Source organism: Ensifer sp. EB106-05-01-XG146, from assembly GCF_058791875.1.
Genome location: NZ_JBYTDX010000003.1, coordinates 278,172 through 302,615, shown reverse-complemented (window position 1 = coordinate 302,615; position 24,444 = coordinate 278,172). Strand labels below are relative to the sequence as shown.

The 24,444-nt window shown below is 61.5% G+C and carries 24 protein-coding genes and 1 pseudogene; 4 read left to right on the top strand and 21 right to left on the bottom strand.

The window, feature by feature from the left end; all coding sequences use genetic code 11:
• The 3 genes from AC3WVQ_RS30145 to AC3WVQ_RS30135 all read right to left on the bottom strand — a co-directional run bounded on the left by AC3WVQ_RS30145 (window position 1) and on the right by AC3WVQ_RS30135 (window position 2,869).
• Window positions 1-789, bottom strand: coding sequence for an ABC transporter permease (locus tag AC3WVQ_RS30145; RefSeq protein WP_060520829.1), 789 nt, complete (start codon window positions 787-789; stop codon window positions 1-3).
• A complete protein-coding gene (locus AC3WVQ_RS30140) occupies window positions 786-1,670 on the bottom strand; it encodes an ABC transporter permease (RefSeq protein ID WP_060520830.1) in 885 nt (294 codons plus the stop codon). Before AC3WVQ_RS30140 ends, AC3WVQ_RS30145 begins: the two co-directional genes overlap by 4 nt.
• An 80-nt stretch (window positions 1,671-1,750) precedes the next feature.
• On the bottom strand, window positions 1,751-2,869 hold the full coding sequence (locus tag AC3WVQ_RS30135; RefSeq protein WP_060520831.1) for an ABC transporter substrate-binding protein: 1,119 nt from the start codon (window positions 2,867-2,869) through the stop codon (window positions 1,751-1,753).
• Window positions 2,870-3,096: 227 nt separating this feature from the next.
• Here AC3WVQ_RS30135 and pdxR point away from each other — a divergent pair, with 227 nt between their 5' ends.
• On the top strand, window positions 3,097-4,608 hold the full coding sequence (gene pdxR / locus AC3WVQ_RS30130; RefSeq protein ID WP_162731916.1) for a MocR-like pyridoxine biosynthesis transcription factor PdxR: 1,512 nt from the start codon (window positions 3,097-3,099) through the stop codon (window positions 4,606-4,608).
• Between the two features lie 116 nt (window positions 4,609-4,724).
• On the opposite strand, the gene betA is transcribed toward pdxR, so the two are convergent.
• The 7 genes from betA to speB all read right to left on the bottom strand — a co-directional run bounded on the left by betA (window position 4,725) and on the right by speB (window position 11,546).
• Window positions 4,725-6,410, bottom strand: a complete 1,686-nt coding sequence (betA, locus tag AC3WVQ_RS30125; protein ID WP_492383397.1) for a choline dehydrogenase — start codon at window positions 6,408-6,410, stop codon at window positions 4,725-4,727.
• An 18-nt stretch (window positions 6,411-6,428) separates the two neighbouring features.
• Window positions 6,429-7,892, bottom strand: a complete 1,464-nt coding sequence (locus AC3WVQ_RS30120; protein ID WP_492383396.1) for a cytosine permease — start codon at window positions 7,890-7,892, stop codon at window positions 6,429-6,431.
• Between the two features lies 1 nt (window position 7,893).
• A complete protein-coding gene (locus AC3WVQ_RS30115; protein WP_127890254.1) occupies window positions 7,894-8,064 on the bottom strand; it encodes a hypothetical protein in 171 nt (56 codons plus the stop codon).
• Window positions 8,065-8,166: 102 nt separating this feature from the next.
• Window positions 8,167-9,057, bottom strand: coding sequence for a polysaccharide deacetylase family protein (locus tag AC3WVQ_RS30110; protein ID WP_127890255.1), 891 nt, complete (start codon window positions 9,055-9,057; stop codon window positions 8,167-8,169).
• The gene (locus AC3WVQ_RS30105; RefSeq protein ID WP_492383395.1) at window positions 9,054-9,791 is read right to left on the bottom strand and encodes an SDR family NAD(P)-dependent oxidoreductase; all 738 of its coding nucleotides are present in this window, start codon (window positions 9,789-9,791) and stop codon (window positions 9,054-9,056) included. The genes AC3WVQ_RS30110 and AC3WVQ_RS30105 overlap by 4 nt, the downstream gene beginning before the upstream one ends.
• Window positions 9,788-10,570 (bottom strand): SDR family NAD(P)-dependent oxidoreductase, encoded by a 783-nt coding sequence (locus AC3WVQ_RS30100; RefSeq protein WP_192439277.1) that lies wholly within the window; start codon window positions 10,568-10,570, stop codon window positions 9,788-9,790. The genes AC3WVQ_RS30105 and AC3WVQ_RS30100 overlap by 4 nt, the downstream gene beginning before the upstream one ends.
• A gap of 4 nt (window positions 10,571-10,574) precedes the next feature.
• Window positions 10,575-11,546, bottom strand: coding sequence for an agmatinase (speB, locus tag AC3WVQ_RS30095; protein ID WP_492383394.1), 972 nt, complete (start codon window positions 11,544-11,546; stop codon window positions 10,575-10,577).
• Between the two features lie 92 nt (window positions 11,547-11,638).
• Between speB and AC3WVQ_RS30090 the strand changes: the two genes are divergently transcribed.
• A complete protein-coding gene (locus AC3WVQ_RS30090) occupies window positions 11,639-12,568 on the top strand; it encodes a LysR family transcriptional regulator (protein ID WP_051659442.1) in 930 nt (309 codons plus the stop codon).
• A gap of 1,090 nt (window positions 12,569-13,658) precedes the next feature.
• On the opposite strand, the gene AC3WVQ_RS30085 is transcribed toward AC3WVQ_RS30090, so the two are convergent.
• Together AC3WVQ_RS30085 and AC3WVQ_RS30080 are read right to left on the bottom strand one after the other, a co-directional pair.
• Window positions 13,659-14,252: a mobile mystery protein B gene (locus AC3WVQ_RS30085; protein WP_034798541.1), complete on the bottom strand. Its 594-nt coding sequence runs from the start codon at window positions 14,250-14,252 to the stop codon at window positions 13,659-13,661.
• 5 nt (window positions 14,253-14,257) lie between these two features.
• Window positions 14,258-14,722, bottom strand: coding sequence for a mobile mystery protein A (locus AC3WVQ_RS30080; RefSeq protein WP_034798540.1), 465 nt, complete (start codon window positions 14,720-14,722; stop codon window positions 14,258-14,260).
• A gap of 583 nt (window positions 14,723-15,305) precedes the next feature.
• Here AC3WVQ_RS30080 and AC3WVQ_RS30075 point away from each other — a divergent pair.
• Both AC3WVQ_RS30075 and AC3WVQ_RS30070 read left to right on the top strand, forming a co-directional pair.
• The gene (locus AC3WVQ_RS30075; protein WP_176960320.1) at window positions 15,306-15,509 is read left to right on the top strand and encodes a hypothetical protein; all 204 of its coding nucleotides are present in this window, start codon (window positions 15,306-15,308) and stop codon (window positions 15,507-15,509) included.
• Window positions 15,510-15,823: 314 nt separating this feature from the next.
• Window positions 15,824-16,144 (top strand): annotated as a pseudogene (locus AC3WVQ_RS30070) (Fic family protein); the annotation flags it as partial.
• Window positions 16,145-16,218: 74 nt separating this feature from the next.
• On the opposite strand, the gene AC3WVQ_RS30065 reads toward AC3WVQ_RS30070, so the two are convergent.
• The 9 genes from AC3WVQ_RS30065 to AC3WVQ_RS30025 all read right to left on the bottom strand — a co-directional run bounded on the left by AC3WVQ_RS30065 (window position 16,219) and on the right by AC3WVQ_RS30025 (window position 24,414).
• Entirely contained in the window at window positions 16,219-16,641 is a 423-nt protein-coding gene (locus AC3WVQ_RS30065; protein WP_492383393.1) for a cupin domain-containing protein, read from the bottom strand.
• A 22-nt stretch (window positions 16,642-16,663) separates the two neighbouring features.
• Complete coding sequence (locus AC3WVQ_RS30060) at window positions 16,664-17,452, bottom strand: SDR family NAD(P)-dependent oxidoreductase (protein WP_034798539.1); 789 nt, start codon at window positions 17,450-17,452, stop codon at window positions 16,664-16,666.
• Window positions 17,453-17,555: 103 nt separating this feature from the next.
• Window positions 17,556-18,500: an ABC transporter permease gene (locus tag AC3WVQ_RS30055; RefSeq protein ID WP_244495258.1), complete on the bottom strand. Its 945-nt coding sequence runs from the start codon at window positions 18,498-18,500 to the stop codon at window positions 17,556-17,558.
• Between the two features lie 41 nt (window positions 18,501-18,541).
• Complete coding sequence (locus tag AC3WVQ_RS30050) at window positions 18,542-20,077, bottom strand: sugar ABC transporter ATP-binding protein (RefSeq protein WP_492383392.1); 1,536 nt, start codon at window positions 20,075-20,077, stop codon at window positions 18,542-18,544.
• A 47-nt stretch (window positions 20,078-20,124) separates the two neighbouring features.
• Window positions 20,125-21,060 carry a sugar ABC transporter substrate-binding protein gene (locus AC3WVQ_RS30045; RefSeq protein ID WP_034798535.1) on the bottom strand — a complete coding sequence of 312 codons (936 nt, stop codon included), beginning with the start codon at window positions 21,058-21,060 and terminating at the stop codon, window positions 20,125-20,127.
• Between the two features lie 22 nt (window positions 21,061-21,082).
• Window positions 21,083-21,847: an SDR family oxidoreductase gene (locus tag AC3WVQ_RS30040; RefSeq protein WP_134887911.1), complete on the bottom strand. Its 765-nt coding sequence runs from the start codon at window positions 21,845-21,847 to the stop codon at window positions 21,083-21,085.
• Between the two features lie 100 nt (window positions 21,848-21,947).
• Entirely contained in the window at window positions 21,948-22,730 is a 783-nt protein-coding gene (locus AC3WVQ_RS30035; RefSeq protein ID WP_034798533.1) for an SDR family NAD(P)-dependent oxidoreductase, read from the bottom strand.
• 77 nt (window positions 22,731-22,807) lie between these two features.
• Window positions 22,808-23,752 carry a LysR family transcriptional regulator gene (locus tag AC3WVQ_RS30030; RefSeq protein WP_060529983.1) on the bottom strand — a complete coding sequence of 315 codons (945 nt, stop codon included), beginning with the start codon at window positions 23,750-23,752 and terminating at the stop codon, window positions 22,808-22,810.
• Window positions 23,749-24,414, bottom strand: a complete 666-nt coding sequence (locus AC3WVQ_RS30025; protein WP_060529984.1) for a TetR/AcrR family transcriptional regulator — start codon at window positions 24,412-24,414, stop codon at window positions 23,749-23,751. The genes AC3WVQ_RS30030 and AC3WVQ_RS30025 overlap by 4 nt, the downstream gene beginning before the upstream one ends.
• Between the last annotated feature and the right edge of the window lie 30 nt (window positions 24,415-24,444).

Here is a 24,444-nt window from a genome sequence, read left to right as displayed (position 1 = left end):
TCAACGCCTCACGGTGGAGAATTTGGAGAAATGGGTGACAAGCTGGATCAGGGCCATACAGGCCCAGGTGATGGCGAAAGCGACAACGGCGAGCGCCGAGGGTTCGTAGGCGCGGTTGCCACCCATCCAGACCATGTAAGGGCCGAACGAGCCGACGTTGAGCAAGGCGGCAAAGACATATTCGCCGATGACGATCGCGAAGGTCAGGAAGGCGCCGGATAGCACCGAGACAAAGACGTTTGGTAGGATGACGACGGCAAGGATCCGCGTCCAGCCGGACCCCAGGCTCTGGGCCGCCTCCGTCAGGCTGCCGACATCGATGGTGCGCAGGCCCGTGTCGACGGAGCGATACATGTAGGGCAGCGACAGTGTCGCATAGCCGAACAGAAGGAGGAGATTGGTACCCCACCAGCTTCCTGTGAGCGGCAGGACGGAGGATGTATTGTAGATGCGGATGTAGCCGAAGACGATGACGATCGGCGGAATGACCAGTGGCAGCAGCGTCAGGAACTCGACGACGGGGCGCAACCCGGGAAACCGCAGCCGGACAAAATAGGCCGTCGGCACGATGAGCAGGATTCCAAGAACGATCGTGAGCAAGGCCAGAACGACGGAGTAGCCGAAGGTTTGCTGGAACTGCGGATCGGCCAGCACGACGCGGTAAGCTTCGAAGCTGTAGCCATCGCGCTGCATGCGCATGGAGAAGTCAAACATGCCGACGAGCGGAAGGAGGAAATAGAGCCCACCCAAAGCGACGGCGAGCCAGGACCAGACGCGCCTTTCCCTCATTTGACCCACCTTTCCGCGCGCATGCGCAGGAGGATATAGATTGCGTTGGCAATGGCGGTGAGAAGGATCATGGCAAAGGCGATCGCATAACCCAGATGCGGATCATTGAGCACGTCACCGCGGATCTGGGCGAACAGGACGATCGGCGCGATCGAGAGCGATGAGCCGGTCAGCGCAATGGCGGTCGCAACTGCTCCAAAGGCATTGGCGAAAAGCAAAGCCAGCGTGCCGAGAAGCGAGGGCCAGAGCACTGGCAACGCCACCAGGCGCCAGTACTGAAAACCGTTGGCGCCGAGACTTTCGGCCGCCTCTCGCCATTCGCGGCGCAGCCCCTCCAGTGCCGGCGTGATGATCAGCACCATCAGCGGGATCTGAAAATAGAGGTAGGTAAGCGCCAGTCCGAGGAAGGAGACGATGTTGAAGCCGGCGCCATAAAGATTGATGCCGAACCAGTGGCGCAGCAGCATCGTCACGAAACCAAGGCGGCCGAGGGTTGCGATGAAGGCGAAGGCGAGCGGCACGCCGGCGAAATTCGAAGCGACGCCTGAGAAGGTCAGGATGGCATTGCGAAGGGGTCGCGGAAGGCCGCCGAGCGTGATGGCAGCGGCAATGAGGAAGCCGAACAGACACCCGAGCGCCGCTGTCAGCAGGCTGAGCTCGATCGAGATCCAGAAGGCCGATCGTATGGATGGCGCAAGAAGCTTGCCGAGGTTCTCCAGCGTCATCTGTCCCTCAGCGTTGCGGAACGCGCCGAGCACGATGTTGAGCGTGGGCAGGATGAGGAACAGCGTGGCGAAGACGAAGAAGGGGGCGACCCCGAACCAGCTGAGAACCTGTCGTGGCCGGAAGACGGCCGGCAGGGATGCGACGCTTGTCGTCATCGGATTTGTCCCTGGGAAAATTGCGCCAAAGGGGGGCGAGAGGCTTCACGACCGGTGAAACCTCTCTCTCAAGCGGTGGATTACTTCACGTTGGCGCCGACCACCTTGTCCCAACCCTCGACGATCGCCGTCTTGTTGGCGGAAAGCTCGTCGACCGTCGGGAAGATCGCCTTTTCATAGGCTTCGGCAGGCGGCAGCTTGTCGAGCAGCTCCTGCGGGAACTTGCCAGCCTTCAACATGGCATTGAAGCGCGCCGGGTGGCAGTAGCCCTTCAGCCAACCGGTCTGGCCTTCGTCGGAATAGAGATATTCCATCCAGAGCTTGGCGGCGTTCGGGTGTGGCGCGTAGGCCGAGATTGCCTGAACATAGACCCCGGCGACCACACCGCTTGCCGGTACGACGACGTCCATCGGCGGGTTGCCCTTCAACGCGTCACGCCAGGCCAACAGATTGTAGTCCCAGGCGGCGACGATCGGGGTCTGCCCCTGCGCGATCGTGCCGGCCTTGCCGAGCACAGGCACGAAATTGCCGGATTTGTTCAGTTCCGCAAAGAGCTCCAGGCCCTTGCCGCCCGATTCCGTTCCAGGCTTGGCGCCCCGCGAGATGCCTGCCGACATCAGCGCCAGGATGGCCTGTGCCGAAGACCGTGGATCGCCGGTGAGTGCGACAGCCCCGGAGTACTCCGACTTCGACAGATCCGACCAGTCGGCCGGTACAGTATCAAGCAGGTCCTTGTTCACACCGAAGGCCATGACGCCGTAGTAGTCGCCGTACCAATAGCCTTGCTCGTCCTTGATGTTTTGAGGAATTTCGTCCCAGGTCGCCACCTTGTAGGGTTGAAGGAGGCCCTCCTTGGCGGCAGCCGGCGCAAAAGCCAGGCCCAGATCGACGACGTCAGGCGCCTGCGAACCCGTGTTGCCCTTGTTCGCGCGGATGGCTTCGAGCTCGTCGGCGGTACCGGCGTCGGGGTTCAGTTCGTTGACTTCGATGCCCGGATACTTCGCCTTGAAGCCGGCAATGACGTCTCCGTAGTTGCACCAGTCGTGCGGAAGCGCAATGACGGTCAACATGCCTTCCTCCGTTGCGGCAGCGACCAGCTCTTGCGATGCCTCAGCCTGGGCAAGACCCGGCAGGGCCGCCGCCAGGGCGAGTGTGGAGACGAAGGCGCGACTGGTTGCACGCGATAGAAGCTTGTTCATGAATTCCTCCTGTTGACCGTCGACGACGGATCGTGGGCGATGGCTGCTTTTTGTCCTTGCATCCGGTCGTCGGCACCGCCGCCTTTCCCGGTTCCCCCGCACCTTGTCTGCGTCCTGCGAAGGGCTGCATCGGTGCGTTTTCGTGTAGGGACAGGATGTAACAATTGGACGACGAAGAAACGTCCATTATGGTGCATTCTACTGTACCAATTTTTGGAGGCGCACCGGTGGTCAAACAGCTTGAAGGGCCAATCCTGCCTTTCCTTCGCCTCGACGCGGCAGTCGCCCTGCCGAAATTCCGCCAGGTGCAGGACCAATTGCGCATGGCGATCCTGAAAGGGCACCTGCGCGCCGGAACACGGCTCCCTGCAAGCCGAATCCTTGCCGAGGAGTTGGGACTGTCGCGCCAGACGCTGGTGCGGGTGCTCGATAACTTGAAGGCGGAGGGCTATCTGGAGGCACGACAGGGTGCCGGTACTTTCGTCTCGGCCGCCTTGCCGCGCCAACCGGCAAAGCCGCTGTCGAGGCCCACCCGCCACGATGTCGCCGACCGCGCGCCGCCGCGGCTATCGCGAATTGGCGACTTGTCATGCCGGATGTCGGCCGATATCGGCCAAATGGAAGACAGGCCTTTCCTGCCCAACCGTCCGGCGCTCGACCGGTTTCCCTTCGCTGTGTGGAGGAAATGCTGGAACGCCGTGACGCGCGGCGGCAAGGCCGTGGCCATGGGCTATGGCGACGTCGCGGGCGAACTGGTGCTTCGCCAGAGGATCGCCGAATATCTGGCCCTGCACCGGCGCGACCCTTGCGATCCCGAACAGATCGTCATCACGCCCGGGGGGCACGCCGCCTTCACGCTTTCGGCTTTGGCGCTTGCCGATCCTGGCGACGGGATCTGGTTCGAAGATCCGGGGCCGGTGACCACCAGCAACCTGTTTCGCACGCTCGGGCTGCGGCTGTGTCCGGCCGATGTCGATGCAGACGGCATGGATGTCGAGGCTGCGATGGCTCGCTATCCCGACGCGCGCCTCGCCTTCGTCATGCCGTCGCGCCACCACCCGCTCGGCATCACCCTATCGCTTCCACGCCGGCTTGCCCTGCTCGAATGGGCGCGGGCGAGCGACGCCTGGATCATCGAGGACGACTACGACAGCGAATTCCGCTACGACGGCGCGCCTTTGCCTTCGATGCGCTCCATCGACAGCGACGACCGGGTGATCTACGCGGGCAGTTTCAGCAAGGCGCTCTATCCGGGCATCCGCGTTGGCTTTCTCGTCCTGCCACCCCAACTCGTCGGGACATTTCGCACGCTCTCGGGGCTGATCCACCGCAGCGTCCCGGTGGAAACCCAGCTCGCGCTCGCCGAGTTCATCGGCGGCGGTCACTTTGCCAGCCATCTGCGCCGGATGCGCGGCCTTTACGCCGAGCGCCGCGAGGCTTTCATGTTAGCCGGGCGGGATGCGCTTGCCGGACTTGCCCGCATCGACTGCTCCGAAAGCGGGCTCAATGCACTCGCCTGGCTGGAGGGCAGCCGGGAAGACCAGGCCTCCCACCGCGCCGTGCTCGATGCCGGACTGCAATGCTATCCCCTGTCGGACTACACGATCGCGACACCTCAGCCGGCTGCGCTCATTCTGGGCTATGCCGGCGTTCCGGCGGATCGAATGAGGCCTCTTCTTTTCCGGCTGGCCGATGCGATCGCCCGATCGCAAGGCCGCATCGGGCGATCAGGCGATTGAGGAGCCTTTCGACCGCCATGGCCCAATCCTCCGGATCCTCGTCATCGCCGCGAAGCCGCCGGGCGACCACGTAGCCGATACCGCGCAACATGACGCACCGCCCTTTCCAAGGATCATTATTGCCGGACGGCGCGAAGCGGCTTTCCACTGCGCTGGGTGACGCCAACGCCGGGGGCGACGCCGACTGCGGCGTTGGAAGCCGCAAGCAGTGGCTTGCCGCGCACCATGTCGGAGGCGCGTTCCGCCAGCATGATCGTCGGCGCATTGAGGTTGGCGTTCGGCTCTGACGGAAAGACGGAACTGTCGATCACCCTCAGCCCGTTGATGCCGCGGACCTTGAGCTCGCTGTCGACGACTGCCATTCCGTCCTCACCCATGCGGCAGGAGCCGCAAGGATGGTAAGTGCTTTCCATTGTCTCGCGCACCCAGGCGTCGATCTCGTCGTTGCTTCGAACATCCTTGCCCGGCGCCATTTCCTCGCCGCGGAAGCGGTCGAAGGCCGGCTGGGCGATGATTTCGCGCGTCAGCCGCAGGCAGCGGCGGAAGCCCTCGCGGTCCTCCTCGCGGTCGAGATAATTGAAAAGGATATCCGGTTGCTCATGGGCTTCCGGAGAGCGTAGCCGGACATAGCCGCGGCTCTTCGGCTTGTTCGGACCGGTCAGCACCATGAAACCGTGGCCGTCGAGCGGCTTCTTGCCGTCGTAGCGCATGGCGGCCGGCAGGAAGTGGAACTGGATATCCGGCCACTGCAGCGACGCGTCGGAGCGAATGAAGCCGCCGCTTTCGAAGTGGTTGGAGACCGACAGCCCCTTCTTGAACAAGAGCCATTCGGCCCCGATCAAAGCCTTGATGAGGAGCCCCATCTTGCCGTTGAGCGTGATCGGCTCCTTGCAGGCATACTGGATGTAGACCTCGGAATGATCCTGCAGGTTCTCGCCGACCCCTGGCAGATCGTGCAGCACGGGAACACCGGCCTTCTGCAGCACGGCGGCTGGCCCGATACCGGAGCGCTGCAACAGGTGCGGCGATCCGATCGGTCCGGAGGAAATCAGCACCTCGCGGTTGGCGCGCGCGACATGGCGCTCGCCGCCGAGCTCGTACTCGACGCCAACGGCGCGCTTGCCTTCGACAAGCACGCGCCGCGTCATCGCATGGGTGATGACCGTGAGGTTCGGCCTCCCCATCGCCGGCTTCAGATAGGCGTTGGCCGTCGACCAGCGCACGCCGTCCTTGACGGTCATGTGCATCGGCCCGAAGCCCTCCTGCATGTGCCCGTTCGGGTCGTCTGTGGTGATGTAACCCGCCTCGCGGCCGGCATCGACGAAAGCACCGTAGAGCGGGTTCTTCATCCCGTTGCCGGCATTGGTCGCAAGCGGACCTGAGGCGCCGCGATAGCTGTCGCCTCCGTCCTGCCAGCTTTCGGCGCGCTGGAAATAGGGCAGGCAATTGGCGTAGCGCCAGCCGCGCGCGCCAAGTTCCTCCCACTCGTCGAAGTCGCTGGCGTGGCCGCGCATGTAGACGAGCCCGTTGATCGAGGACGAGCCGCCGATGACCTTGCCGCGCGGGCAATGCACGCGCCGGCCGTCGAGACCGGGCTCCGGCAGGGTCATGTATTTCCAATTGTACTTCGTTCCGTTCATCGGGATCGAAAGCGCCGTCGGCATCTGGATGAAGATCGACTTGTCGCTGCCGCCGAATTCAAGAACCAGCACCCTGGTCGACGGGTCCTCCGAAAGGCGGTTGGCGAGCACGCAGCCGGCCGATCCTGCGCCGATGATGATGTAGTCGTAGGTGTCGCTCATGGCGGTCTTCTCCAGGCGTTACGGGTATTGGCCCCAACCACGGCCACGGGCAAAAAGCCGCGTGAGCACGTAGTGGGTGGCGCCTGCGGCAAGGCAGGACGGCACGGAGGCGGTCAGGTATTTGAAGGCCGGCAGGCTTGCCAGCGTCTGCGGATTGAAGACGGCGACATAGACGATGAAGCCGACCGCAAGGGCAAAGAGCCCGATGGGGTTGAAGCCCGCCCAGAACCGATAGGGTCCGTTTTCCTGCGGTCCGTGCAGGCTGCGCATGTCGAGCTTCTGGCCACGCAGGAAGAAGTAGTCGGCGATCCCGATACCGGCGAGCGCGGAATTCAGCGCCGAAGTCCAGACGAGGAAGATGAAGAAGCCGTCATACATCTGCGGGTAGAAGACCACGAGCCCGAACGGGATGAGGCAGAAGAGGAACAGGATTGCGCCCCAGGAAATGGCGCGAACCGATGCGGTTCCGACCTGCCTGAGGCCGACGATCGACGTGTAGAGGATGTTTGCCATCGAGGTCATGTTGGCGAATGCGACGAAAAGCAGCGCGACGATGCCGATCATCGGACCGGCGATCTTCGTCATCCAGATCGTCGGATCGCTTTCGCCGAGTGCGACTGCTGCAAGCAGGCCGACAATTTCGCCGAGTGCTGCCGCCCCGAAGATACCGAGAACATTGGGCCAGAAGGCGGTGCGCTCGTTCTTCGTCAGCCGCGCCAGATTGCCGATATAAGGCCACCAGGAGAAGCCGGCTGCCAGATTGACCTCGACCGCGACGATGAAGTTCAGCGTCTTGTCCTCGAAAGGCGGCGCAAGGGCCGGCAAGGCCAGAAGCTCGCCGATCGAATGATGGCTGAGAATGAGGTAGAGCATCGCCACCATCAAGAGGACCAGCGCCGGCGACACGACCATGTTGAAGAACTTGATCGAGGTCGGCCCCTTGGCGACGATGAACCAGGTGAGCAGGATTGCGCCGATCGCGGCGATGATCATCTTCGCGCCCGTCGGATTGGCGGCCTCACCGGCGCTCAGCGCCATCAGCCCATCGATCGAGCGACCGAACATCATCGCGAGAACCGCAAGCCACCCCATGGTGAGAATGACGACGGCGAGCACATAGACGACGCGGCTGCCGTTGTAACCAAATTGGCTGCGCAGCGCCACGAACTGCTCGACGCCGTAGCGGCCGGTCATGGTGGTGGTGGCAAGCGCCGTCAGCACGACGCCGACGATGTTGCCGATGATAATGGCGGCGATACCCTCCTTCGGCCCGACGAAGAGGCCGACAGAGCCGCCGATCAGAAAGGCCCAGGTGGCAATCGCCAGTGCCGAATTGGCATAGGTGAACTCCCAGAAGCCCCAGAGCCGTTCAGACGGCAAGAGGGGCGCATCGCCGCGCTCGGCGGCAGCACGATTGCGGGCGGCGTCTTCCTGTTCCGTCTTCAAAGTGGAGATATGTTCGAGTGCGACATGATCGGTCATCTCAAGCCCCCCAGAGCCAGAAGCCGACGACCAGCACGAGCATCAATACCGTCATGCCGGTGTAGTCGAGCACAGTCATCGTGCCCTCGAAGCGGTCGCCTGCCTCGATATCTTCATAGATGCGGGCGCGCCGCGCCAGTTCGCTCTGCCAGGCGATATCGTTGTTTTCCATCGTCGTTCCCCTTTTCGCGTCGCGCCTTCTGGCGTCTTTCCGCGAAGTCCATTGCGGCTCCATCAGCCGCCGATCTTCGGAAGCGGATAAACCCGCTGCCGGCTACCGAACCGTGACGGGCTCGGAATAGAAGGGCAGTCGGTCAATCCTCGGCGACCAGCTGCCGGTTTCGACAACACGCCGCACATGGGCGGCAATCTCCTCCATCGGCGCGAACCAGACGTCACCGCGCGTGAGAACCTGTTCGAGGAAGCGATGCACCACCTCCCAGCGGGCAAGCCGGCCGGTGGCAAAGGGATGCACGACCGGCACCCAGAGCGCGCCGTGGCGATAGGCCGCCTCGAACTCCTGCGAAAAGGCGGCAAAGCCCTGCTCCGGCGCGCGGATTGGCATCATGTAGTCGAGGTCCATCGACTGGACATATTGCGGCCAATCGTCGAGGCCCCAGTGCGACGGCAGCTCGACGAGGGCGCCGGCGTCGCATTCAAGCAGATAGGGAATGTCGTCACCCATCAACGAAGCGTCGTAGGCAAAGCCCCGCGACACCAGGAGGTCAGCGGACCGGTGGGAAAAATTGTAAAGCGGCGCCCGCCAGCCACGCGGTCGCTTGCCGCTCGCCTTCACGATCACCTCGATGCCGCGGTCGAGCCAGTGCGCCTCTTGCTCGTCCGAAAGTTCGCGGGGGTGCTCGTGCAGGAAGCCGTGATGCGCCAGCTCGTGGCCGCCTTCCAGAATGGCCTCGATCGCCTGCGGATATTGCTCGATGCACCAGGCCGGCACGAAGAAGGTCTGCTTGATGCCCAGTTGCCGATAGCTCTCGACAATGCGCGGGATCGCGACCTTCGGCCCGTATTGCAGCATCGAGATCGCCGATACGCGGCTGTGGCCATCCTTTGGATGGGCGATATGGACGAGGCTGTCGGCATCCATGTCGAAGGTGATGGAGGCGGCGCATTTGGCGCCGTTCGGCCAGGGAATGGGATTGGCGATCATGGCATGATGCTCCCGCCGTTGCTGCCGATCCCCTGGCCGGTGAAGTAGCGCCCGCCAGAGCCGGCGAGAAACCGCGCGAGTTCGGCGATCTCCTCGGGCTTGCCGAAGCGCGCAAGCGGTATCGCCAGTTCCCTGGCACGCCATTCGGCGCTCATGTTCGCCGCCCCAAGCATCTCGGTCTCGATCGGACCGGGGCAGATCGCATTGACCAGCACGCGCGGCGCAAATTCCTTTGCCCAGGAACGCACCAGACCGAGCACGCCGTGCTTGGACGCGACATAGGGCGAAAAGGTCTCGCGGCCGTAATAGGCCATGTCGGAGGCAATCATGATCAGCCGCGCGGGCTCCTCAGCCGTTCCCCCCATCAGCCCCAATGCCATCTTGCCGACGAGGAAGCTGCCACGCAGGTTGATGGCGATGACCCGGTCGAAATCCGCAACGGGTGTTTCAAGCAAGGGCGCTTCATGAATGACGCCGGCGCAGTGGACGACGATATCCAGTCCGCCGAACGTCCGTTGCACCACCTCGCCGATGGCGGCGACCGAACCTTCGTCTGAGACATCGCAGGCAAGCGTCAGGGTTTCCGTAGCCCCTGCCTGTACGGCCGAAATCGCCGTCTCGTCCGGTTTGCGAATATCGGCAAGCGCAACCCGAGCTCCTGTCGCTGCGAACGCCAGGGCGCAAGCAGCCCCAATACCGCGATAGGCGCCGGTGACAAGAACGCGCGCACTCATGCCATCACCTCGCCGCGGTCGAGCATCAGCGCCTGGCCCGTCATGTCCCTTGCGCCATCGGAAGCGAGGAAGAGATAGGGTGCAGCGAGGTCTTCCGGTTCCAGGAGGCCCGGCAGAACCTGGGCTCCCACGATCTCGTCCAGCAGGTCCTCCTCGCTGCGCCCGGTGCGCAGCGACATGTTCTTCAGCGACAGCATCGCCGCCTCGGTGCGCACCCAGCCGGGGCAGACGGCATTGACACGAATGCATCGTCCCCCAAGTTCCTTGGCCATCACCCGGGTGAAGCCGAGATTGGCATGCTTGGAGGCGATATAGGCGGAGAACTCCGGCACCGCGACACGGCTCCAGATCGACGCGGTGACGACGATGCGGCCCCCCTCGCGCATGTGAGGCAGCGCGTGGCGGGTCACATAAAAGGTGCCGTTGGTGTTGATGTCGGTGATGCGTCGGAACGTGTCTTCGACACCGTCGTCTTCGTCGGTCACCGGCGTAATGCGCTCGAGCCCGGCATTGTTGACGAGCACATCGATGGGACCCAGCGGCGCGAGTGTCGCCTTAACGGCAGCACTGTCGGTGATATCGCATTCGAGGGCCTCGATCCTGCGACCGAAGCGTTCAGACATCTCGCGGGCGGCCTCGTGAATTCCACGGCCGGAGGAAAGAATGGTGACCTCTGCCCCGGCGGCGGCAAAACCTTCCGCGACCGCGCGGCCGATGCCGCGGCTGGCGCCCGTCACCAGCACGTGTTCGCCGGAAAAATCGTAAGCGATACGACCCATGGTCTTAGCCTCTCTTGGCGTGCATGACGCGGCCGATGAGGTTCATCAGCACCTGGGCGGCGAGGATCGAGGTCGAGCCTGAGTGGTCGTAATCCGGCGCAACCTCGACCAGGTCGATGCCGACGATGGTGCCGCGCCTGGCGAGTATCGAGAGGATCTCCAGCACCTCGTAATAGATGAAGCCGCCATGGGACGGCGTGCCGGTGCCCGGCGCAATCGAGGGATCGAAGCCGTCGATATCGATCGTGACGTAGTAGCGGACTCCGGCCGGCACGCGCGAAGCAACCTTCTCCGTGCCGAGCGCGCGGATCTGGCGCACGGACAGGATATCCGAGCCCATTGACCGCGCATCCTCGTAGCCTTCCGCGGCCGTCGAGGAAACGTTGCGGATGCCGAACTGCGAGAGCCCGGAGACATAGGGCTTCTCGGCGGCCCGGCGCATGGGATTGCCGTGGCCGTAGCGAACCCCGTGCCGCTCGTCGACGAAGTCGAGATGCGCGTCGATCTGGACGATATGGATCGGGCCGTGTTCAGCACAGTCGTCTTCAAACGCGTTGATGCAGGGGATGTTGACCGAATGGTCACCGCCGAGCACCACCGGAAGCGCGCCGGCGGCCAGGATCTTGCGCACGCCGAATTCGATGTTGGCATGGCTCTTCATCGTGTCGGTGTGGACGATGTCGGCGTCACCGATATCGACGATCGAAACCTTGTCTCTCGGCAGGTAGGTGACGTCGTCCTCGTGATCGTAGGCGCCCCCATGGCCGAAGGAAAACAGCGTCGATGCCTCGCGGATGGCCCGCGGCCCGAAGCGGGTGCCGGCGCGCCATTGCGTGCCGCAGTCAAACGGCGCGCCGAGGATCGCCACATCCGCATCGATCGCATCCCAGTCCGGCTGGTAGGGATATTTGCCGAAGGTGCAGATGCCGACGAACGGCAGGTTCAGCCGCCCGGTTTCATAGGAATTACCCGCCATGTCTCTCCTCCTCAGGATGAAGGGAGTGTGTGGAAGGTCGATACGCTTAAAAATATCTATGATTGGATGTTTAGTTGTGACTTAATCAATGAATGATCAACAAGGTTCGCCATCGCATCCTCAATCTGTCGCTCGGCGATGCAGAGTTGAGATTGTTGCGTGTCTTTGCCTCCGTCGTGCAGCATGGGGGGTTTTCCGCCGCGCAATCATCACTCGGGATGACGCAGGCGACCATCTCCACCCATATGCGCCACCTTGAGGAGCGGCTGGGCTTACGCCTCTGCAGCCGCGGGCGCAGCGGTTTCCTTCTGACCGACGAGGGACGCCTCGTTTATGAGGCGACGCTGGATCTTTTCGGCTCGCTGGAAAAGTTCCAGAGCCGTGTCGGCGAAGCGCAAGGGGAACTGACCGGCAGCCTGACCTTCGGCACTGTCGACGCGATGATTACCAACCGGGATCTCGATCTCCAGGGGGCGCTCGCTGCCTTCCACCGACAGGCGCCGCGTGTGCATCTGGAGATCGACGTCGCCGCGCCGCAGGTGCTGCATCAGGGCCTTCTAAATGGTGGTTATCAGATCGTGCTGATGCCGACGGTCGGCAGCGCGACGCCGCATTTGCGCACGCAGCCCGTTTTTTCCGAGGTGCAGAAACTCTATTGCGCGCAGGGTCACCCGCTATTCGACCTGCCCGACGATGCGCTCACCGACGCAGTTCTGGAAGCGCAGTCTTTTGCTGGTCGCACCTACATGCTTACCGAGACGATCTGTGGGGTAAACTTCCACTGGGCGGCGGCCACGCCGCACATGGAGGGCACGCTGCTATTGCTCCTCTCCGGCGCCTATATCGGCTTCTTGCCCGACCACTACGCCGACGAATGGGTACGCAACGGTCGCCTGCGGCTGCTCGCCCCCGAGCGCATGACGTTCGAGGACATGTTCCACATCGCCCATCCCCGCAGCAAGCCCTCGCGTGCCGCCGAGACGCTTGCCCAGGCGATCCTCGCAAGCGCGCGCCCCGGCTAGACTCGATGGCGATTTCGGGGTGATCCTCGACACGCGGATTGGATGTGTCGGACGACTCAATCGTGGTAACGATCTGTTCGGTGAACTGCGGCAACGCCCATAGCGAACCTGAATCAGCCGGCGGCACCTTTCCCGCTAGCGCTTTCGGCATGATCATGTACCCGACGCGCAGGGATTGCAGCAGCGTCATGCTGAAGGCGCCGATATAGATGACCTGGCTGGCCTGATCGAGCGCTTTCAGCGGTGGAATCGGACCGCCCCGATAGCGAAACTCGCTGCCCAGATCGTCCTCGATGATCAGCGCCTCGTGGTCGGAATGTGGGACATAATGCAGTCATGCAGGTAATCGGCGAAGGTGTCGCCATTCTGTCGGACAGCGCAACGGTCGCCATGGCGGTGCCAAGAGCAATGGCGGCATCCATCGGTATAACCCCGCACGCAAACTCGACGGCATGCCAGCTTGCTGCATTCGATGAAGGCGAGCGCATTGCCCATAAGCTGACGACGCGCTCTACAGTTCGAGGCTCGGCGTGCCGGCCGGACCGGGCGAGCGAACGTATGACAGAACGCTTTCGCGCGCTATTGCCCGAGCCATGCGGCACAACATGCTTGAGCAGCACTCGAAGCTGACGCTCCGGGGTTTCGATTCCATCTGGCAGGGCAATCACAGACGGCTCACGCCCCATAAGCGGGTAGGACGGGATGCGTTCTCCCGCCCGCCTCAGGCAAATTTCTGATCGATGGCTCGAAAGCCGAAGAGGGCTTTCCTCGTTGTTTGGTATTGGACACGATGTTGTCCACGGCAGGCGCTTCCGTGCCGGGCAAGGTGCGCGATCTCTGATCTGTCAGCCCGTCTTGTGTATCCCCAGCGCGTCCGCCATGGCCATCACGCGTCTGCCAAGCTTGATGTAGAGCTGCACGGCTCCCATGCGGTCTTCGTACGAATACATGAACTATCTCCTGTTAGTCCAAGAATTCGTCCGCACCTCCAGGGGATCAGTTTTTCATTTCGCCCGACACTGCGACTGCGTGAATGTCTTCATATCGTCTTCCTCGGTTCAGTTCGGTTGGCTAACTCCCCGTTCGAACCTCAAGAGCGGGCGAACGCCAGCAACGGTCCTATGTCGTGGTTATCAGCCGCCCGAAGGGCCGCAACATAACGAGCGCGGGTCTCGCCCGCATCCACCAGATCAGCTCTGCCCCAGGTAAAGGGCGGCCGGCCAAGCCGACGTGCCAGCAGATCACCAGCCAGCCGGGAAAATCTGCCGTTCCCGTTCGGAAAGGGATGAATGGCCACGAGCATATGACTGAACCGCACGGCGATCTCGTCGGGCGGAAAAGTTTCGTGTTCGACCCAGTAGCGTACGTCGTCGACCACCTGCCTGACTGCCACTGAGATGCGATAGGCATCGATACCGATATTGCGAGGCGTGGTTCTGTAGTCCCCAGCCCAGTCCCAAACGTCCCCAAACATGCGGCGATGCAGCTCACAAAGAAAAGCCTGGTCGAGCACGTCCCTTTTTCGCGACGTTGCCCACCGCAGGCCCTCGCCGATATTGACTTGCTCGGCCTCATTCAACTCGTGCCGCAAGGTGATGTAGGAAGGGATGAGCCGCTCCCGCTCCTCAGGGGGTAGAGGGGTGTTTGCCTCGTCGTCGTGCTCGAATAGAGGATCTTCAGCCATGGATCTCAATCCTCATCCCAAAGGCGCCGTGCAGCGTCGGTAAGCAGGGATTCCACGAGCCGCCGACGTTCTGCCTCCAGGTCCGACTTAAGCAGCGCCTGATTCTCCAGCCGCATGGTGTGGTCGAGCCTCGTCATATCCTCGCCCACCTTTTCGGCGGCACGCTCGTAAAGGATATCGTCGAGCGGTTTTATCGGCACGAAAGCGTAGACGAACGTGCAGTTCATTGCCGCAGCGGCCTCACGAAGGGTCTTGATTGTTGTCGCTCCGGAAACCTCGGCCTTCTCGATGGCCGGTATGCGAGACGGAGCCGCTCCCATGCGGTGGGCAAGTTGTCGGGTGGTCATACCAAGAGCTTCCCGGATGGCCTTCATCCAACCGCGAGGCGGCGAGATGATTTTGAGTTCTCGCACGGGCGCGAGACGTCTTTCCAACTGTTTTCGCGCGAGCGCGGCTTGCTTTCTGTTCATATATTTATGTCCATAAAGAAGAAAATTATCACAAATAAATGATCATGGTCAGCTTAATAGAACATATAAAGATAATCAATATTCCCATTCTTGATCATATATCCATGAGCAGTGGCCGCAATTTCAACGTGACTCTCTGGTCGCAGTGAACGCTTGCCGGCTTTCCAACCCGACATCAACAGCTGCATGGCGCCTTTTACCGCTGATTATTTCTACGCTACGAGCTCCACCGCCGGCTCGCGGACCGCATCTCGACCTTGCAATGGGATTGGAGGGTCTACACGTCATGCGCGTTTTTCTGATAACGGGCCTGTTGCGTTTCCGATGAAGCGACATTTCCGCCTGCTGACGGCAGCAAACTTTTGAGAGCTGCTTGATTGTGCGGAACCGTTTGGTTCAGATGCTCGACCACCAGTTTCGAGCCGCTGGAACCGCCACCTTCTTAGAACGCGTCGCGAACTCTTCGCGCAGGGATGGTCAGTATGGTCCAATATCAAGACTGGTGCGACTACAACGACGGGGCTCTTGGAAAAGACTACCTCCGGGTCATGACTGCGCACGGGGCCGATGTTGCGCCGTCCAAATGACAGCAAAAGCCCTGCCCGCTCACTACGTCGCCGAGGAACGGATCGCCAGACCGCTTGCAAGGATGGGTAAGAGCAGCGTGGCCAAGATAATCACCGATCTACTGCCGAAGATGCCGCAGATCCGCTCCGGCGACCTTGGTGCGACCGAAGGGATCAATGCCTATAGCGGCTACAAAGCGCCCATGTCGTTTTGCATTTAACCGCAAGACTCCGACAGCAATAGTTTCAACAAGATAGCCTGGCACTAAATTTAAGAGTTGGCAGTTAATTGAGATTGCCCCTTTGGAGACCGGTAACTTCTCGAGGGTCCGGCGGCGCAAAGGGGGTGGCTTGGGTTTGAATATCGAAGGCACGTTCGGGTCTGGCTGTCGGAATGGTGCCCTGAAGCGATCGCGAAGTCCGCCGTTCAACGCGGTCGTCCGGACCTGCGTGAGCATGTGAGCGCCGTGGAGCGACCATCGCGTCTGCTGCTTCTTGACCATCCGCTTTCCAACAAGCGAATTACCGCCGACATGGAATCGCCGAAACAGCGGAACAAGCTTTTGAGACTGCCAATCAAATTGCACGACTGTTCGAGGGCGACCGCGAACGCATCGTAAGGGAGTCTGAGCGTACGGGGTCAGTCCTCCAGATCCACGAAGCCATGCGCACCAGCCCTTATCTGACCGCCCCCACGGCGATGAAACGGAGCGGACTAACCATGCCCACCGTCAACGCAGCTCTAGACCAACTCCAGAAACTTGGGATCGTCGAAGAAGCAACAGGTCGACGGCGTGGCCGAGTCTTCGTCTATCGCGCGTACATGGAAATACTGAGCGAGGGAGCAAGCGGCTAAAGCGTTCCTGTCGATACATTATGCGACCTTGGACGCACAGAAGGAACATTCCATAGCAAAGCGTCCGCCTTGCGTCACATGGAGTCATTAAGATTGCGGACAGCGTTTTTTGGTGGTTCAACCCTGTCGCGCTCTCGCGCGAGCGCGCCCTTGAATTCGATAGTTGTGAAAGCGAGATGCGTCCCGCCGATGTTGGTCAGATCGTGAACCATCGTCTCGTCGGCAGCAAAGGCGAAGACCTTGCAGTCGCCGGCGTTGTAGTCGGTAACGACAGCCTTCCCATCTGAATATGTGGAGCGGGACCGTCCTGACGTCAGCGCAATCCAGCAGTAATCCAGCTGATGTCGGTGGAAACCGAGACGTTCACCGGGGGCGAGGCAGATGTGCCAGACACGCACGAAGTCAGTTTCGGACACGAGAACCTGTCCGACCCGCTCGTCCGCATTCGCAATCTCATCGCGAAAAGCCTTCGACATTCCAACGCTGCTCTCAATCATCGGTATCATCCCGGTTTCTCCGTCACGTGGTGGGTATGACCCCACCATCGATATTGATCACGTCGCCACTAATGAACTCGGAGAGGTCCGAGGCCAGGTAAAGAACCGCCATGGCCACGTCCCGGGCGGTGCCAAGCCGCCCCGCGGGCAGTCTTGATTCAGCAAGGAACGCGTCCACCGCGCCGTCGATCGTGGTACCGTAGCGCTCCGCAAGCGCGTGAAGGAACCCGCCCGGGCGGTCCCACAGCTCAGTTCGTATGTGGGCGGGCGCAACCACATTCGAGCGAATGCCCTTGGACGTGAACTCACGTGCAAGCGCTTTGGACAGAAGCGCGATTGCCGCTTTGGAGGTGCTGTAGTCTGGCAACAGCGGATGCGGCATGCGCCCGGCCTCCGAACCACAATGGATAAGCACACCCCTCTTCTGCGCGAGCATGGTGGGAATTACAGCTCGCGCCATACGGACATAGCCCATGAGATTGACATTGAGCGTCTGCGCCCAATCCTCGTCCGAAACGTCGAGAAAACCGCCGCGCGTTGGACAGATGCCAGCATTGTTGAAGAGCACGTCGATGCGGCCGAAGGCTTTGAGCGCCGTGTCCGCAGCAGCTTCCCCTGCGCCTTTCTCCCCAAGATCGACCTCGTATGTCCGCCAGCGGGCATGTGCGGCTAGGTCTCTCACCGGCGCCATGTCACGGCTGACCCCCAGCACGCGGGCGCCTTCGGCAAGAAGCGCCTTGGCCGTTTCCAGCCCGATGCCGGAGCTTGCGCCGGTGACGATGACGACCTTGTCTTTCAGGTTCAGATTCATGGCTGCAGTCTCCTCCACATACTTCTCGACGGCCGCAACAAGGATGCCACGGCAATCGAGGAGCGCGTCAAGGTTTCTTCAGCATCCTCCCTCGACCGGTTGGTCAAAGAAGCTTCAGCTTCGTCGTGCGGGAGACCACCGACACGGCGATGACGATGATGATGCCCTTGACGATGCTTTGCACGTAAGTGTCCATGCCCACCAGGTTGAGACCGTTGTTCATGATGCCGATCAGCAGCGCCCCGAAGAACGTGCCCATCACGGTCGCCGTGCCGGGGCGAAGCATCGTCATGCCGATGAACACGGCAGCAAGGCCATCCAGAAGATAGGTTTCACCGCCATTCGGCTGACCCGAACCAAGCCGGGCCGAGAGTATGATCCCGGAGATCGCGGCAAAGAGCGAGCTCAGTGCAAGGCCATAGACCCGATAGGAGCGCACCTTGATGCCCGAAAGTTCGGCGGCGCGGGCATTGCCGCCGACGGCATAAAGGTAGCGACCAAAGGTCGTGCGCTCCATGACGAACCACGAACTGCCAACAATGACCAACATGATCAGCGCCGGATAGGGCAGTATGCCTAAGACCTTGCCCTGGCCGACCGCCAGATAGTCGGCGGGAATGCCGCCATAGATCGCTCGCCCGCCGGAAATCATGAAGTTGATGCCCCACAGAATGGAGCCGGCCGCGAGTGTCGCGATCAGCGACGGAACTCCGACGCCGACGACGAGCGCGGAATTGATGAGGCCGACGCCAAGACCCGCGACGAGCGCGCCGACGATCGACAAGGGGATCGGCACGCCCGCCACCATCAAGAGGGGGGCGAGCAGACCGGCGAGTCCAACGACATAACCGACGGAAAGATCCATCTCCTTGGCGGCAAACCCAAAGGTCAGACCGACCGCGACGATGGTCAACATCGAGATCTGCTGGAGGATGTTGACGAGGTTGGTGCCGTTGAAGAACCGATCCGTGCCGACCGCGAAAGCCAGGAAAAGGATGATCAGAACGGCAAGCGTGCTGTACTTCTGGATGAGTGTGCCAATGCGCATCGGGCGGGACGCTTTCTCCGGAGCAATAGTCGTTGTCATGGTCATTGGGTTACCCCCGCAATTGCATTGATGAAGACGGCCTCGCTGAAATCGCGACGGGCAATCTGGTCGGCGTCCCGGCCATTCCTGAACGCCACGACCCGGTCAGCCACATGGGCGATCTCGAGGAGATCGCTCGATGCAACGATGACAGCCGCGCCACGTTCGGCGAGCGAGACGATGAGCTCGTGGATCTCGCGCTTTGCGCCGACATCCACGCCTTCGGTTGGCTCGAGAAAGACGAAGAGCTTGTACCTGCCCTCGGAAGCGAATTGCCATTTGGCGACGGAGACCTTCTGCTTGTTGCCGCCACTCAGTTCGGCGATCTTCGTCTCCGCACTCGATGTCTTGATGTTCAGCCGCTTGATCAGACGCTGTGTCTCGGCACGCTCGCGGCCGGTCTGAACAATTCCGAAAGGCTTGAGGCTCGTTTCCTGGATCCCGGCCATCGACATGTTCTCGCGCACGGTCCAGTCGCCGATCATGGCATTGATCATCCGGTGATCCGGGATAAGTGCTGCGCCACAGCGTTTCATGTCGCGCACGCTGGCCCGCACGACGTCCTTGCTCTTGAACCGGTATCGACCGGCCGTCGCCAGGCGCGGCTCAAACAGCGACTGGGCGAACTCGAAATGCCCCGAACCGGTCAGGCCGATCAGACCGACAATCTCGCCGCTGCGAACCTTAAGGCCGTCCATATGGAAACGCTCGCCTTGCCAGCCCTCGATATCGACGACGATCTCCGCGTCGGCAGCAAGCGTGCGCTCCGTCAAGGCACCATCAGGCAGACGATGTTGGTTGCCGGCCTGCCCACGATTGAGCATGAGGTCGATCAGTTGACGCTCGGTGACTTCGTGCCCGGCATTGGAAAGGTGGCTCACCTTGCGGCCATCCTGCAGCACGGTGATCTCATCGCAAAGATCGATCACTTCCTGCAGGAAGTGACTGATGAGGACGACCGCCATCCCGGCATCGGACAATTGGCGGATCAGCGTCCAGAGGCTCTGCTTTTCCTTAGCCGGCAGCGTCGCCGTGGGCTCGTCGAGGATCAGAACCTTGGGCCGCGAGTGCAGGGCGCGAAGGATTTCGATGACCTTCTGATCGGCATAGGGAAGCTCGTCAACCTTGCGGTTGAGCGCGATTGCCGTATCCGGAAACCACTGTTTCGCGAGCTCTTCCGCCTGCCGCTGAACCTCGCGCCGGTTGATGAAGAACCGGCTTTTGACCGGCTCGAAGCCGAGACAGATGTTCTCGGCGCCGGTCAGATGCGGCACCAGGCTGCCTTCCTGCGATACGAGCGAAACGCCGTTTGCCACAGCCGCCGCCGGGTTTTCGAATGCGACCGGTTGGCCCGCCATGCTGAGCGTGCCGGCCGTCGGCTGGACGGCACCGCTCAAAATGCTGACAAGCGTCGTCTTGCCGGCTCCGTTCTCGCCGACAATGCCGTGCACACGGCCCTCGACGATCTCGATGGATACGCCATCGAGTGCGAGCGTGCCCGGCCATTGCTTGGTGATGTTCTCAAGAACAATCGACATGTTGCACCTCCGAAATGGACGGGCGGCAGCACCGCCCGCCCGACGGTTCACTTGCAGTTGTCCTTGGTGAAGAGCGTGGCACCGTAATAGACGATGTCCTTGCCGTTCGTGACTTCCTTTGGATGATCACCGTCCAGCATGACCCGCTTGGCATAGGTCGCAAGGTTCACGCCCCACTCCTCGAACTGCTGCCGCCCGGTCGCAACGAACATCGAGTTCGGCTCGCAGATCGCCTTGATCGCTTCCGGGTGCCCGTCCATGCCAGAGACCGGAACGTTCAGCCCAGCGCCTTGGAGAGCCGTGATTGCCGCTTGCGCCGGCTCGTCCCAAGGTGTCCAGACGGCAGTGATCTCTTCGCCGTAGCGTGTGGCGAAGTCCTGCACGGCGTTCAACGTTTCCTGATAGAAGTTGGCGACGTCGAAGTTGTATTCGCCGATGACCTTGATGTCGGGATATTCCTTCAGGATCGCCCGCAAGGTGTCGGTGCGCTCGCGCACCGGCTTGATCTTGTCGGTGGTGATAATGATGAGGTTGCCCTTGCCCTTCATCTGGCTGATCAGGCTCAGCGACACCTCAGCAGACATCTGCCAATTGTTGGTGGTGATGTCAGCGGTCGAGCCGGGGATCCAGCCGGAGTCGACCGTGTAGACTGGAATGTGGGCTGATTCTGCGCCCTTGAGGGCGTTGCTGGAGGCGCGCAGATCCGCATAGGTCACGTAAATGACGTCGACACCGCGGTTAACCGCATCCTCGATGTTGTTGGCGACCTTCTCGGCAGAACCGGCAGAGTCGAGATAGGTCACCTCCCAATCATCGATGTTGTTTTCGGTCAGGTACTTCTTGAAGCCGTCCTGGGTGCGCTGTTCGGCCTGGAAAGCGGCGTTACCCTGGATCCAGCCGATCTTGACGGGCTTGGCGAGCGCCGGTGACGCGGCCAATAAGGCGATGATCGCGGCGCTGGTAAATTTCAGAACTGTCGACATGATTTCTCCTCCCACTCTGTCGTCAGATTGATAGAAAACCGCCGTCGATGTTGAGATCGACACCGGTGCAGTAACTCGCCGCCTCGCTTGCGAGGAACACCGCCGGCCCGCCCACTTCGTGTGGCTGCCCCATGCGTTTCATCGGTGTCATCTCGGCGAACTTGCGGACGTTCTCGGCCACTTCCGGCCGGCTGTTCATGGGCGTGGCCATGAAGCCTGGGCTGAGGCAGTTGACGCGCACACCCCGCCCGGCCCATTCGGCGGCAAGGCTCTTCGTCAGGCGGATCACCGCCGCCTTCGTCGCATCGTAGTGCACCTGCTCAAGACCGGGGATGGCGGTCGAGCCACAGATCGACGCCATGTTGAGAATGGAGCCGCGGCCACGCTCCAGCATGCGGCGGCCCTCGACCTGGCAGGACCAGAAGAGCCCGTTGAGGTTGACGTCCATCATCCGCAGGAACTGCGACTGCGGCATAGTCTCGGCCGCACTGACATTGGCGATGCCGGCGCTATTGGCGGCGATATCGATCTCGCCGAGCTCGCGCTCGGCTCGATCGAATGCGGCCTCGATCGAACTGCGATCGGTGACGTCGCCCTCGAGGGCCAGCACTCTGTTGCCGGTCGCGGAGATGGCTGCCAGCGTCTCGTCCTGGCCGGCTGCACGCGGCAAGTCGAAGCAGGCGACATGGGCACCCGCTTCGGCAAGCGCGATTGCGATTGCCTGCCCGAGTCCACTTGCTGCGCCAGTGACGAACGCACGCTTGCCGCCAAGATCAAATCTGTTCACCTGCACCTCCCGAAACCTGCTGATTTTATTGATAAACCGATTGGTGCTTGCGATTGAGGACGTTGCCCTGAATTCACTCTTCAGCCCCGCTGAAGAAGGCTCAGAGAATGGCCCTGATGGTGCCGCCCTCCGCACGCATCGCCATGCCGTTGAGGTGCGAGCTTGCCGCCAGATGCACGACGCTGCGCGCCACCTCGTCTGGCTCGATCATTCGCCTGATGAGCGAGGTCGGTTCGGTTTCGTCGAAGTAGTCGGAGACGACCGTGTCGCGGGTCGTACCCTTCTCGTCGGCGATTTCCTGGTGGTATCGGCGCACCGCTTCGGTGTTCGTCGGACCCGGTAGGATGGTGTTGACCCTGACCCGGGTGCCCTTCGTCAATTCGGCAAGCGCGCGCGACAGACCGAGCAGGCAGGTCTTCATGGCGCCGTAATGCGCCATCCATGGCTGCGGCTTGACGGCGCTTTCGCTGCTGATGAAGACAACGCTGCCTTCGCCTCGCGCCAGCATGTCCTTCAGCACCAGCCGCGACATGCGCACACCGGTCATGACGTTCACGTCGAAATAGCGAAACCAGTGTTCATCCGTCGTCTCGAAGAAATCGCGAACTTCGAAGATACCGATGTTGTTGATAAGGATATCGACGGGGCGGTGGGACGAAGCGAATGCATGGAGCCGCTCGGCTTCACCCGCAGCGGTCAGATCCCCTGCGATCCCCCGGCATCGTTGACCGAGAGCGGAAACCGCCTCCTCGACCTCCGCGGCACTGATGCCGCTTACCGTGACATCCGCTCCCTCGGCGAGAAAGACGGAGGCGATGGCGCGCCCGATGCCCGTGGCACCACCCGTTATCAACACGTGCTTGCCGGTAAGACCATAATCCATTCTAAAAAACTCCATGCGTCGTCGTTCGGTGGTCAGCAAAGGCGCACCGTTGGAAACAAGGGCGATGAGAAATGCGATCAGGCGGCGCCGCGCAGCCTTGGGTACTCGGTCCTGCAGAGCTCCGCGCTTCGGCTCAGGCGCTTCACGCGCTGCAGGAGAAAATCGATGAACTCGGCCGTCCGCAAAGGCAGGCGGTGTCTCGGTTCAGACAGAAGATGAATGATCTCCGGGTCGCAGTCGAAGTCCCTGAGGACCGCAACCAGCGTTCCCTCTTCCAGTTCGCGCGCAACATCCCAGGACGACACGCGAATGAGTCCTTGTCCGGCCTTGGCAAGGTCGATCAGCGCCTGCCTGTCGGAAACAATGCGGTTGCCGCTGACGCGAACGAGCGTCGGTTCGCCATCGACGGCGAAACCCCACTTGTCGGCAGCCATCTTGCCGTCGAGATAGACGAGACAGTTATGGGCAGCGAGATCGGACGGGACATCCGGTGCCCCCACCCGCGCCAGATAGTCGGGAGCCGCACAAATGACCATCGGGTTTTCGCCAAGCTTGCGCGTGGTGAGCGCGCTGTCAGGCACGGCGCCAAAGCGAATGACGATGTCGCAATCGTCGTCGACCAGATTGACGTCCTCGTCACCAAGGATGAGGCGGAAACCGATCTCCGGGTGAGCGGCGCCGAACTCGCTGGTCAAGGGGATCAGGTACTTCCGCCCGAATTCAGTGGGTGCTGCGATCGTCACCGTTCCGTTCGGGTTCTTCTTGCGCGCGCGCATCGTCTTGTCGAGCCGCTCGAAATCCTCAAGGATCGTCTGCGAGGTTTCGAAGAGATAGCGCCCTTCCTCCGTCAGGCAAAGCGAACGTGTGGTCCGCTTCAACAACGCGACCCCGAAGTGACATTCGAGCGCCTTCAGCCGTCCGCTCATCGTTGCCGGCGACAGGCCGAGCTTCGAGGCTGCTAGAGAAAAGCTGTTCGACTTGACGATTTCCGAGAAAACGCGGAGGTCTTGGATGCTGTTCATCGGCTGACCTCCAACTCGGGCAGGAACTGTCCGAGATCGCTCATGCTCGCGGCAAGGCCGGTGACAAACACTTCGACACGCGCGCGGATAATCGGATCGAGATCATCCGGGATATTGTTGCGGTAAACGTATTTCCGCACGCCCATGTAGAAGAAACTGGAGTGAAAACCCCAGACGATTTCAAGCACCAGTTCGTCCGCCTTCGGACCTGTCGGGACCTCGACACCCGCTTCAGCCGCGATTTCGGCGAAGATCAGCGGAAAGGTCGTCTCATGCAGCAAACCGAGATATTTCTGGGTGATCTGCGGGTCTTCCAGCGCCGACGCGATGAAGATCCGGATCCAGCGCTCATCGAGGATCGCAGCCGTGTAGGCCCTAAGGTAACGGACGAGGCGTTCGCGGATCGACAGCGAACGATCGGCGAGCAGATCGTTCCAGCCCGCATCCCAACGCTTCAGGTAGACTTCGTCATAGATCTTCTGGAGCAGGTCGTCGCGGTTCTTGAAGTACCTGTAGAGCAGCGGCTGAGAAACGCCGAGCGCATCGGCCAGTTCGCGCGTTGTGAACCGCAGTCCTCGCTGGGCGACGAAATCGATCGCAAATTCGAGGATCTGCTGCTCGCGATCGGCCGCGTCGAGGTATTTTCGTGCTGCTTTTGCCATAGCCTATCGTTCTGACACCTTAGCGACGTC

What these genes read in the sequence shown, in the direction of transcription:
- AC3WVQ_RS30080 (WP_034798540.1), bottom strand. Translation starts at nt 14,722, where the DNA reads ATGAACAGAAAGCAAGCCGCGCTCGCGCGAAAACAGTTGGAAAGACGT.
- AC3WVQ_RS30055 (WP_244495258.1), bottom strand. Translation starts at nt 18,500, where the DNA reads ATGCGCATTGGCACACTCATCCAGAAGTACAGCACGCTTGCCGTTCTG.
- AC3WVQ_RS30120 (WP_492383396.1), bottom strand. Translation starts at nt 7,892, where the DNA reads ATGACCGATCATGTCGCACTCGAACATATCTCCACTTTGAAGACGGAA.
- AC3WVQ_RS30110 (WP_127890255.1), bottom strand. Translation starts at nt 9,057, where the DNA reads ATGATCGCCAATCCCATTCCCTGGCCGAACGGCGCCAAATGCGCCGCC.
- AC3WVQ_RS30050 (WP_492383392.1), bottom strand. Translation starts at nt 20,077, where the DNA reads ATGTCGATTGTTCTTGAGAACATCACCAAGCAATGGCCGGGCACGCTC.
- AC3WVQ_RS30045 (WP_034798535.1), bottom strand. Translation starts at nt 21,060, where the DNA reads ATGTCGACAGTTCTGAAATTTACCAGCGCCGCGATCATCGCCTTATTG.
- AC3WVQ_RS30065 (WP_492383393.1), bottom strand. Translation starts at nt 16,641, where the DNA reads ATGATTGAGAGCAGCGTTGGAATGTCGAAGGCTTTTCGCGATGAGATT.
- AC3WVQ_RS30145 (WP_060520829.1), bottom strand. Translation starts at nt 789, where the DNA reads ATGAGGGAAAGGCGCGTCTGGTCCTGGCTCGCCGTCGCTTTGGGTGGG.
- AC3WVQ_RS30060 (WP_034798539.1), bottom strand. Translation starts at nt 17,452, where the DNA reads ATGAATCTGAACCTGAAAGACAAGGTCGTCATCGTCACCGGCGCAAGC.
- AC3WVQ_RS30035 (WP_034798533.1), bottom strand. Translation starts at nt 22,730, where the DNA reads ATGGATTATGGTCTTACCGGCAAGCACGTGTTGATAACGGGTGGTGCC.
- AC3WVQ_RS30030 (WP_060529983.1), bottom strand. Translation starts at nt 23,752, where the DNA reads ATGAACAGCATCCAAGACCTCCGCGTTTTCTCGGAAATCGTCAAGTCG.
- AC3WVQ_RS30025 (WP_060529984.1), bottom strand. Translation starts at nt 24,414, where the DNA reads ATGGCAAAAGCAGCACGAAAATACCTCGACGCGGCCGATCGCGAGCAG.
- AC3WVQ_RS30115 (WP_127890254.1), bottom strand. Translation starts at nt 8,064, where the DNA reads ATGGAAAACAACGATATCGCCTGGCAGAGCGAACTGGCGCGGCGCGCC.
- AC3WVQ_RS30105 (WP_492383395.1), bottom strand. Translation starts at nt 9,791, where the DNA reads ATGAGTGCGCGCGTTCTTGTCACCGGCGCCTATCGCGGTATTGGGGCT.
- AC3WVQ_RS30135 (WP_060520831.1), bottom strand. Translation starts at nt 2,869, where the DNA reads ATGAACAAGCTTCTATCGCGTGCAACCAGTCGCGCCTTCGTCTCCACA.
- betA (WP_492383397.1), bottom strand. Translation starts at nt 6,410, where the DNA reads ATGAGCGACACCTACGACTACATCATCATCGGCGCAGGATCGGCCGGC.
- speB (WP_492383394.1), bottom strand. Translation starts at nt 11,546, where the DNA reads ATGGCGGGTAATTCCTATGAAACCGGGCGGCTGAACCTGCCGTTCGTC.
- AC3WVQ_RS30075 (WP_176960320.1), top strand. Translation starts at nt 15,306, where the DNA reads ATGACAGCAAAAGCCCTGCCCGCTCACTACGTCGCCGAGGAACGGATC.
- AC3WVQ_RS30085 (WP_034798541.1), bottom strand. Translation starts at nt 14,252, where the DNA reads ATGGCTGAAGATCCTCTATTCGAGCACGACGACGAGGCAAACACCCCT.
- AC3WVQ_RS30090 (WP_051659442.1), top strand. Translation starts at nt 11,639, where the DNA reads ATGATCAACAAGGTTCGCCATCGCATCCTCAATCTGTCGCTCGGCGAT.
- AC3WVQ_RS30140 (WP_060520830.1), bottom strand. Translation starts at nt 1,670, where the DNA reads ATGACGACAAGCGTCGCATCCCTGCCGGCCGTCTTCCGGCCACGACAG.
- AC3WVQ_RS30100 (WP_192439277.1), bottom strand. Translation starts at nt 10,570, where the DNA reads ATGGGTCGTATCGCTTACGATTTTTCCGGCGAACACGTGCTGGTGACG.